This is a genomic window from Methanococcoides sp. (genome assembly GCF_030594565.1).
Lineage (GTDB): Archaea > Halobacteriota > Methanosarcinia > Methanosarcinales > Methanosarcinaceae > Methanococcoides > Methanococcoides seepicolus.
In genome coordinates this window covers 1-10,279 of the sequence record NZ_JAUVEY010000077.1, presented here as the reverse complement: position 1 = coordinate 10,279, position 10,279 = coordinate 1, and the positions used below count along the sequence as shown (strand labels likewise).

The window sequence follows — 10,279 nt, the reverse complement described above, 5'->3', positions numbered from 1 at the left end:
TAAGGAAACATTGGCGATGACAGCAGCTACTCCTATCACGATCCCCAGAGTTGTAAGCGTGGAACGAAGCTTGGAGCTAAAAATGCTTCCCAATGCGATTTCAAGTGACTGCTTCAGATCGACCATTATATATCTCCTTTTGATAGTGCACCTGACTTCGCTTAATCCTGTTTCCTTTTCCTGTAAATAAAAATCCCTGCTGCTGCCACTATCAAAAGTACGAAAGCAATAGTTGTACTGCCAGTGCTGGTATCTGTCTTTTCTTCAACTACCTCAAGGTTGCCCACATTGGCAGAGGTTGTGTGATCGTTAAATCCGTTCCTGTATTCTGCTTCAAGGGTGAGCGAAGATTGTTCTCTTTCCTCTTCTGCAACAGCGTTAAATTCAATTGTAAAAAGCTCGTCCGGTTTCATCGAGCCGATAAAATACTCTGCAGGGGAGAATTTGATTCCTTCAGCTATTGGTCTGACACTCACTGAAGATATCGTGTTCTGATGAAGATTCGCAACATCGAACTGTATCTTCCCTTCACTGTTAGTTAATATCATGGACTTTGAGGGGATCATCTTGAGGGATGAACTGTCAATGGTGACAGGTACTCTCCAGATGTTGTTATAAGAATATGAATTACCAATTATCGCAAGGTCAAGATAGTATGTTCCTTCCTGGACCTCTTCCGGAACCTCTACATTGAATGTAAGGGTGACCGAATTACCTGGTCCGACTATCCCGGCTTCTTGAACTCCGCTGGTGACCTTGATACTGTCAGCACCTGTAAGGCTTGCCGACTGGATACGTGCATTAGTGTCATAATCCTCCCCCTCGAAATTGATGGTATTCTCTGATGCTGTATTTGTCAATTTGAAACTTATAGTACCTTTATCTCCAGGGCTGAACATATCTGGGGTGGATGTGGTCTCAGTAAGTTCAAGAGTACCTTTACTATCAAATGTGGTGGATCCTACCTTTATTTTAAAAGTGTCCTTTATCCAGGGACTGTTGTCCGTGCCTCTGTAATACACATCAAAAGAAGCTGTCCCGGGTTTTGTATTCTCATCTACGTAGAGGCGGAACTCCTGCACCGATGCACTGTCTGGTGAAAGTATGCCGATATTATTCTCAGCATTTTTTTCAGAATCAAGGGACAAAGGATATTCAGGAACAAGTTTTATTGTCACGTCATCGGACTGTCCTGACCTAAAGTTCTCCACCTTCACCCATACATCCACATATTGTCCTATCTCTGCCGGAAATGGCTCGTATTTCTGAACGCTGACATCCAGGCTTGTTACACTGCTCTCCTGTGCAGATCCAGTGGGTATTACCATTATCAAAAGGACCATCATAACTGCAAAGACCTTTATTTCCTTCGTTATTCTCGAATTATCATTTCCCATGTCATCACCTTAATTATTCTCTATATAGCCGTCTTTCACATGGATGGTCCTGTCAGCATATGCTGATGTCTCAGGATCGTGTGTTATCATTATGATCGTGCTTCCATTCCTGTGAAGCTCGGAAAAGAGTTCCATTATCTCGACACTTGTCTTCGAGTCGAGGTTCCCCGTAGGTTCATCTGCCAGAATGATGGCAGGCTCGTTGATGAGGGCTCTTGCAATAGCGACCCTCTGTGATTGTCCACCTGAAAGCTCAGTAGGTCTGTGTTCCATGCGGTCATCCAGTCCTACCAGTCCCAGAAGCTGTTTCGCACGTTGGTTCACGTTGACATCAATTCTGCGGTTAGCATGTGTTGGTAAAAGGACATTCTGTAAAGCTGTAAGTCTTGAAACAAGGTTGAAGTTCTGAAATACAAAACCGATCTCTAATCCCCGAAGCTTTGCAAGTTCACTCTCAGAGATACTGTTTATGTCCTTGCCCATGACAAGGACCTGTCCTTCACTTGGTCTGTCAAGACATCCAAGCAAGTTCATAAGAGTGCTTTTGCCAGAACCCGATGGTCCCATAATCGCAATGAACTCTCCTTTTTTCACAGTGATGTTGATATCATGAAGGATCGGTACTTCCATGTCGGACAGATAATAGCTTTTTTTCAGGCCAATGGTTTCCATGACCTTATCGGGTATGCCTTTCATTTTTTGTTCGGTCTGGTTGTTCAATACCTGTTCTTCCATGTGATGCACAATCCTGTCTATTTATCGACAAGATTTTCTATACGCATGTTTCTATATATACTTTCCGACATTTTGCGCTTTGCCCGAAAATTACCTTGAAATTTCCCGATACATTTTAATGCAGATTACAAGAGCGTCACAAATTTTTTATACCTACACTTCTACTAAAGATTATGAGAAAAACAAAAACTTTGGTGATTGTTGCATTGTGTATAATTACATCACTTTTTCTAGGTGGTTGTATTGAAGATTCGACTATAAACACAAAGAATACAATCAATGCAGATTCAGTTGAAGAGTATGATATTGCAACAGCAAACAATGCTTTTGCTTTTGACATGTATTCAGTGGTTAAAATTGAAAATGAAAATCTCTTCTTCTCACCATACAGTATATTCACTGCAATGGCTATTTGTTATGATGGTGCAGAAGGTTCTACAAAAAAGCAGATTTCAAATGTTTTTTACTATCCTCTAAGTAAACCTGTTCTTGAAGAGAGTTCAAAAGAGATGACAGATACAATCAATTCTGACAACGATGCATACGATCTGAAAACTGCGAATGCACTATGGATCCTTGAAGAATATCCATTGAATGAACAGTATGCGTTCAATGCGGAAAACTATTATGGTGGAATGATAACACCACTTGATTTTGCAGGGCAACCAGAAGAGTCCAGACTTGTTATCAATAGTTGGGTTGAGAATAAAACTAATGATAAAATAAAAGATCTGCTGTCTGAAGGAAGCATTGACGGAAATACAAGGCTGATAATTACCAATGCAGTTTATTTCAATGGCACCTGGTTAGAAGAGTTTGAAGAAGCAGGCACTCGAAAAAGAGTATTCCATCTTTCCAACGGGAAGGAGAAGAAAGTTGACACAATGTATGTCATAGGTACATACAATTATGGAGAAGATAAGAATGCCCAAATCTTAGAATTGCCATATAAGGGTGATGATATTAGCATGTACATCATTCTTCCGTCCGACAACAACATTGAAAAATTTGAAAATGATCTTACGCTCAGCTATTACAATGAGCTAAAGGATAACCTTCATTCTGACGAAGTAAAAATCCTGTTGCCAAAGTTCACGTTCGAGACAAAGGCTAAATTAAATGAACCGTTGCAGGACATGGGAATTGTTGATGCTTTTGATTCTGGCATGGCTGATTTTTCAGGTATCAGTGCCAGTGGCGGTCTATTCATATCTGAAGTAGTTCATCAGGCATATATCGGTGTAAATGAAAAAGGAACTGAAGCTGCAGCAGCAACAGGAATCGTAATGGAAGATGGACTACCTTACTACAAGTATGAGTTTACAGCAGACCATCCCTTCCTGTTCTTCATCGAAGATAAGAGAACAGGTACCATACTTTTCATGGGTAAAGTTGAAAGTCCTGAATCTGAGGAAATGTCATAATGGCATTTTCTCCAATATCTTTCTCACTTCCTCCGTATTCAGTTCAAAATCTCATAATTTCATTCGTTGACCAATAATTCATATCGTTGACCGAAAATTCGTGTGGTTAACCGAAAAATACCCTATTTATCGGTCAAAGCGTACATTTTGACAAATAGGTCCTGTAAAATTAGCAATATTTCAAAAAAAGAAATGCATAAAGTTCTTCTATCTCAGTAATTGAAAAAAAGAGCTACAGGAAGATCAATTCTCTTTCTGCCTGCTCTCTTCAAGTGCACTTTTGACTATCTTCATGGCACAGAGTTCACCGCACATGGAACACGCATCAGTACCGGTATTTCGGCTTTCTCTGATATTGCGTGCCTTTTCAGTATCGATGGCAACTTCGTATTGTGTCTCCCAATCGAGTTCAGCACGTGCATGTGCCATCCTGTCATCCAGTTCACGCGCCTTTTCTTTCTGTCCCTCGCGGGTAAGATCGGCAGCGTGTGCAGCGATATTTGTGACAATAGCACCTTCGCGTATGTCATCTACGGTTGGCAATGCAAGATGTTCTGCCGGTGTTGTCATACAAAGGAAATCCGCTCCGTACATTCCTGCCAGTGTGCCTCCGATAGCTCCTGTTATATGGTCATAACCTGGTGCAATATCGGTCACAAGAGGGCCAAGCAGATAAAGGGGTGCACCGTGGCACAATTCTTTCATTGCCTTTACGCTAAGCTCTACTTCGTTCAAAGGTACATGTCCCGGACCTTCCACAAATGTCTGCACGTCCGATTCCCTTGCTTTGCTGACAAGTTCTCCGAGGGTGATGAACTCCATGAACTTTGGTGCATCTGATGCATCATGGATACAACCTGGTCTCATACCATCGCCAAGACTTATTGTCAGGTCGTATTCCTTTGCGATCTCCACAAGGTAGTCATATTCAGAATAGAATGGATTTTCCTGTTCATTGTGTATCATCCATGCAATGGTGAATGAACCGCCACGACTGACAACATTTGTGATCCTGTCGCCTTTTTTGAGCCTTTCCAATGCATTATAATTGACACCTGAATGGATTGTGACAAAATCGACTCCATCCTCCGCATGTTTGCGAACAGCATTGAACATGTCATCAGATGTCATATCGACCACAGTCTTATGGGATGCTGCTGCCTGGTATATTGGCACGGTGCCAATAGGCACATCCACGGCATCCATTATCCTTGCACGTATAAGGTCGAGGTCACCTCCGGTAGACAGGTCCATAATGGTATCTGCTCCGTATTCAACCGCAGCTTTTGCTTTATCGACCTCGTCATTGATATTTACAAAATCCCTTGAGGTTCCGATATTGGCGTTTACCTTAACGCTCATATATTTCCCAATACCGAATGCACGAGATTTACCTTTGATGTTCTTCGGGATGGTCACAAGTCCTTTTGCAACACAGGACCTTACCAGATCCGCATCTATCCCCTCAACTTCGGCCACACTTCTAATCTCAGGAGTGATCAATCCCTTCCTTGCATCTTCCATTAATGTCATAGTTACTCCGGCGTAATGGTCTGTAGCTTAATATGTTATGTTTTCAAGTCGTGTTTGTAGTTGCAATACAGCACAGGTGCATATATATGTTTCATATTCCTATGACCGAACTTTCTCAGGACATTTTCGTAAATATAATATACTATTGAAAAGTATATTTTACTTGGGTGAATGTCTTTTCAAAGAGCACCTATGTATTACTGGGGGTATTACATGGCAGGTAAAAGTTATAATAAAATATTGATAGCTACCGACGGTTCTGATAATGCAAAGAATGCTATTTTTTCAGGAATGAACCTGGCAGGGCTGCTTGGAGCAAAGATCTATGCAGTTTGTGTCCTTCCGACACATCCCGCCTCTTCCATGCCTATCGGCTCAAGGATGATGCGATGGGAAATACCATTTGATGTAATGAGGGAAGAGGGTACAAAAGCAGTGAACGAGGTTGTCGAACTCGCCAAAATAAATGGTGTGGATGCAGAACCTGTTCTGCTTGAAGGTCATCCTTCTGAAGAGATCCTCAGATATGTACAGGATAATGATATCGACCTGATCGTAATGGGAACTCTCGGTAAGACCGGTCTGACACGATTGCTTCTTGGAAGTGTGGCGGAAAATGTATTACGTCATTCTCCTGTGGAAGTTCTTGTGGTAAGGTGAACCTTTTGTTCACCTCTATTTTTATTTGTTTTCTCTATTTTCCTCATTTTTAATGCCAGATAACTTTAATGTAGTGTTAGCGTTATGTAATGTCATACCTTTTTTAGGAACAGTATCGCTACTTGAACTACTTTATTCACCCAATTATCCATGACCACAGTTGTATTCACCGAGAAGAACAAGGCCGCTGCACAGATATCTACCATCTTGTCCGGAGGTTCAGCAAAAAGAAGCATCGTGGATGGTGTTTCTGTATATGAGTTCCAGAGGGATGGATCTCTCTGGAAGATCATGGGACTTGCAGGTCATATCATGGGGTATGATTATCCCGAAGAGTTCAACAATTGGAGGGATGTGGACCCCGCTGTTCTGTTGGATACCGATCCTGTGAAGCAGATCAACAAAGCATCGTTTGGCAGTGCTATCCTGAAGATCTCCAAAGGTGCAGATCTTCTTGTGCTTGCTTGCGATTTTGATAGGGAAGGGGAGAATATAGGGTTCGAAGCGAAGTCCATTGCAGAGAAAGTGTGCAATTCAACAGTTAAACGTGCACGTTTTTCCTCTCTTTCCAAAAGTGAGATCGAAAAGGCTTTTAATGACCTTGTGGAGCCTGATGAGAACATGGCGATGTCCGCAGAGGCGAGACAGATCCTTGATCTCAAGATGGGTGCATCCTTTACTCGATTTGTGACCCTTTCGGTGCGGGAAAGGGCAAGAACCAAAGGTGTTCTCTCCATCGGACCATGTCAGACCCCTACATGTGGTTTTGTTTATGAACGTGAACTTGCCATTCGTAAGTTCGATTCCCGGGATTTCTGGAAGATCGAGGGAGTATTCACCGGAAAGGGTGCTGATATTACAGGTGTGCACCGTGGTGGTCACATCTATGATAAAGAAAAAGCGGATGCGATCTTTAAGAAACTGAAAGGTTGCAAGACCGCGGTCATTTCCAAAAAGACAGTAAAGGAGATGAATACAAATCCTCCCTTCCCTCTCAACACCAATGAGTTCCTTAAACGTGCATCGAAATATCTGGGTGTGAGTCCTGATCAGGCTCTGGAGATAGCTGAACAGCTCTATCTTTCAGGCTTTACGAGCTATCCGAGGACAGAGACGAACATGTATGCTGATGACATGGATTTCGCCAGCATACTCAAAGGCTTTACTAAAGGGGATTATCAGGATTTTGCATTGCTATTACTGTCACAAAAGGCCATAGTTCCCCGTAATGGCAAGAAGGACGGTCATGACCACCCGCCTATCCATCCGATCAAGGCAGGTTCACGCATGGAGGTCGAAAGGGCTGTCAAGATGCCGCGTGCATGGGATGTATATGATCTTATCGTAAGGCATTTCATTGCGAACTTACTTCCGCCGGCGATATTTGAAAAGACAAGATTTGAGATCACCATGGTGGACGAACTGTTCGATTCTACGGGCTCGATACAGAATAATGCCGGATGGCTTGCTGTTTATCCTTTTGAGAAACCACAGGACAAGATATTACCGGAACTCGATTAGGGTGAGATTCTCGATGTCAAGAAGGTCACTAATATAAAGGCACAGACCACACCTCCGAAAAGGCTAACTGAAGCTGAACTCCTTACGCTTATGGATAAGCATGGCATTGGTACCAAAGCAACTGCTCCGAGCCATATAGAGACCAACAAGAAACGTGGTTATTTCGAGGTAAAGGGAAAGACCATTGCCATACTCGATACTGGTTTTACTTTGATGGATGCGCTGAACAGTTCCGTCCCCATCCTTGTTAAACCTGATATTCGTTCAAGCATAGAATCTCTCATACAAGATGTTGAGGATGGGAATAAGAAGTTCGAGCTGGCCCTTGAAGAAGGTACTTCGCTTATCAAGGAGATGTATTCACAGCTTTTGAGCAATCGTGATCTTATGGTCACTCGCATAGCGGGGACCATTACAGATGAAGCGGTCGAGGCTGATAAGAAGAACCATATTGGTAAATGCAGTGAATGTGAGCGGGTGCTTCGTATCGTCAGTACGGATAAAGGTCGTTTTGTAGGTTGTACAGGTTATCCGCAGTGCAAGAACACTTTCCCTTTGCCAAAAACAGGTGCTTTGGCCGTGCAGAGGTCACGCAAGTGCAAGAAAGGTGGGGAGGCTGTTTTGAAGGTGGGAAGTAAATATTTCTGGGCTGTGGGGATAGGTCCGTGCTTTTCATGCGATATGGAAAAGGAATGTTATCCTCCGGAAGTTGTGGGTGCATGTCCTGCTTGTGATGGTCAGACATTTCTGATCACTACCAAGGACTCACGTTTCCTTGGCTGTACAAAACGATGTGGACATACTCAGTCTGTTCCAAAGAACGGCAGGCTGACTATCACCGATAAGGTATGTGAAGGGTGTGGATGGCGATTGTTGCGTGTTAAAGAGCAGGGAAAGGATGCGAAGGAATATTGTGCCAATCGCAAATGTGAAGTTGCAGCACAGATGCGAAGTAGTTACAGGAAAAAATAAGCTAGCAACTATTGTTACTTAAAGTTCTCATGGGTGATGTTCTTTTATGGTATGGATGTGAAGATTTCTGTGGAGGGTTCAGTTCGAACCTGTCCACTTGTTGCCGAATTTGTTTTCGAAAGTAAGCTCTGCAATACTTTTCCTGCTGGACGTTCTTTCTTTTTCCACAGGTTTTCCAATAGCTATCACTGCCATCAGTTCATAATTTTCCGGGACTTCAAGAATTGAATTGACCTTTTCCGCCTGTTTGAGTATCTCACCAAGCCATACTGAGCCAAGTCCAAGTTCGACACAGGCAAGCAACATATTCTGTATTGCTGCTCCGATGGCCATTACATCTTTGTCATGGTGGTATATTTCGGCATTGTCAAGATAAACTGCGACCAATACTTTGGATCGTAGTACCGTTGTCGAGTAATGTGTGCATTGTGCCAAGTTCTTGATGGTGTCTTCATCGCGAACAACAATGAATTTCCATGGCTGATTGTTAAGACCCGATGGCGCCCATCTGGCACAGTCAAGGATAGTATTGATGTCTTTTTCACTAACCGGGTCATCGGTATATTCCCTGACACTTCGGCGCATAAGAATGGTTTCTATGGTAGTTGACATAAGGATCACAAAAAAGAAGGTTTTCAGGACATGATGCCCTGAAAAAGTATTTAGTTTATTTTTATAAGCTTATTCTTCGTTGAGTTCGCTGTTAAGCCATGGCATCATTGCCCTGAGCTTCTTACCAACGACCTCGACAGGGTGTTCCCTTTCAAGACGTTCCATGGATGTCAGTACTGCGTGGTTTGTCTGTCCTTCCAATACGAACTCGCGTGCGAACTCTCCGTTCTGGATCCTCTCGAGTGCAACGTACATTGCTTCACGGGACTCTTCGTTGATGATCTGTGGGCCTACTGTAAGACCACCGTATTCTGCGGTGTTGGAGACTGAATACCACATCTTCTCAAGACCGCCCTCGTGGATGAGGTCAACAATGAGCTTGAGCTCGTGGAGTGTCTCGAAGTATGCCATTTCCGGCTGGTATCCTGCTTCTACGAGAACTTCGAAGGATGTCTTGATAAGACTTGCGACACCGCCACAAAGGTCGACCTGCTCTCCGAAAAGGTCAGTTTCTGTCTCTTCACGGAATGTTGTCTCGATGACACCGGCTCTTGTACATCCGACACCTTTTGCGTGTGCGAGTGCCATTTCACGTGCATTTCCGCTTGCATCCTGATAGACTGCGATAAGACCTGGTACACCAGCTCCTTCCTTGTATGTTCTTCTTACAAGGTGTCCCGGGCTCTTTGGTGCTACCATGTAAACGTCGAGGTCCTTTGATGGTACGATCTGGTTGTAGTGGATGTTGAAACCGTGTGAGAACACAAGTGCATTTCCTGCTTCAAGTCCTGGCTCGATCTCTGAATAATAGACTTTTGACTGGATCTCGTCAGGAAGGAGGATCTGGACAACATCTGCAGCTTTTGCAGCATCTGTTACGGTCATGACCTTAAGGCCGTCATCTTCTGCCTGTTTCCAGCGGCGACTTCCTTCTCTAAGACCGATGATAACTTCAAGACCGGAGTCATGCAGGTTCTGTGCCTGAGCATGACCCTGGCTACCATAGCCCATTACAGCAATTGTTTTACCTTTAAGTGCGCCAAGATCAGCGTCTTTGTCATAGAACATTTCTACCATGTTTATTTCTCCTTATTCTGAAAATGATATTAAATATGAATGATTGATTATGGGCTCTTTGAGCCTCTTTTAAGAGCTACTATTCCTGTTCTTGCCATCTCTTTGATACCGAATGGCTTAAGCAATGTCTGTATAGCTTTTATCTTTTCAACGTCACCGGTAATTTCGATGGTCACTGACTTTGAGGCAACATCGATTATCCTTGCTCTGAAGATATCGACTATCTGTATTATCTCTGCACGATTGTTGGCATCGGCATTAACTTTAATGAGGGCCAGTTCTCTCTCAACGAACTCTTCTGAACTGAGGTCTATCACACGAATGACATCGATGAGCTTGTTAAGCTGT

General features: G+C 43.2%; 8 protein-coding genes and 2 pseudogenes. 3 read left to right on the top strand and 7 right to left on the bottom strand.

From position 1 onward, the window contains the following. The 3 genes and pseudogenes from QAS77_RS11630 to QAS77_RS07520 form a co-directional block, all read right to left on the bottom strand. Positions 1-126, bottom strand: a pseudogene (locus tag QAS77_RS11630) (ABC transporter permease); the annotation flags it as partial. A 35-nt stretch (positions 127-161) separates the two neighbouring features. Next, entirely contained in the window at positions 162-1,397 is a 1,236-nt protein-coding gene (locus tag QAS77_RS07525) for a COG1361 S-layer family protein (RefSeq protein ID WP_305064748.1), read from the bottom strand. 9 nt (positions 1,398-1,406) lie between these two features. Continuing rightward, positions 1,407-2,132: an ABC transporter ATP-binding protein gene (locus QAS77_RS07520; RefSeq protein ID WP_276575093.1), complete on the bottom strand. Its 726-nt coding sequence runs from the start codon at positions 2,130-2,132 to the stop codon at positions 1,407-1,409. A gap of 173 nt (positions 2,133-2,305) precedes the next feature. Here QAS77_RS07520 and QAS77_RS07515 point away from each other — a divergent pair, with 173 nt between their 5' ends. Beyond that, positions 2,306-3,556, top strand: coding sequence for a serpin family protein (locus tag QAS77_RS07515; protein WP_305064745.1), 1,251 nt, complete (start codon positions 2,306-2,308; stop codon positions 3,554-3,556). Positions 3,557-3,799: 243 nt separating this feature from the next. Here QAS77_RS07515 and thiC read toward each other — a convergent pair whose 3' ends face one another. Next, complete coding sequence (thiC, locus tag QAS77_RS07510) at positions 3,800-5,089, bottom strand: phosphomethylpyrimidine synthase ThiC (RefSeq protein WP_305064744.1); 1,290 nt, start codon at positions 5,087-5,089, stop codon at positions 3,800-3,802. A gap of 213 nt (positions 5,090-5,302) precedes the next feature. Between thiC and QAS77_RS07505 the strand changes: the two genes are divergently transcribed. Next, on the top strand, positions 5,303-5,749 hold the full coding sequence (locus QAS77_RS07505) for a universal stress protein (RefSeq protein WP_305064743.1): 447 nt from the start codon (positions 5,303-5,305) through the stop codon (positions 5,747-5,749). Between the two features lie 150 nt (positions 5,750-5,899). Further along, a pseudogene (locus QAS77_RS07500) lies at positions 5,900-8,242 on the top strand (DNA topoisomerase I). Between the two features lie 78 nt (positions 8,243-8,320). Here QAS77_RS07500 and QAS77_RS07495 read toward each other — a convergent pair. The 3 genes from QAS77_RS07495 to ilvN all read right to left on the bottom strand — a co-directional run. Continuing rightward, on the bottom strand, positions 8,321-8,854 hold the full coding sequence (locus QAS77_RS07495; RefSeq protein ID WP_305064741.1) for a nitroreductase family protein: 534 nt from the start codon (positions 8,852-8,854) through the stop codon (positions 8,321-8,323). Positions 8,855-8,923: 69 nt separating this feature from the next. Next, positions 8,924-9,931 carry a ketol-acid reductoisomerase gene (gene ilvC, locus QAS77_RS07490; protein ID WP_305064739.1) on the bottom strand — a complete coding sequence of 336 codons (1,008 nt, stop codon included), beginning with the start codon at positions 9,929-9,931 and terminating at the stop codon, positions 8,924-8,926. A gap of 47 nt (positions 9,932-9,978) precedes the next feature. Further along, the coding region (gene ilvN, locus QAS77_RS07485; protein ID WP_305064737.1) for an acetolactate synthase small subunit at positions 9,979-10,279 on the bottom strand (301 nt) is incomplete at its 5' end.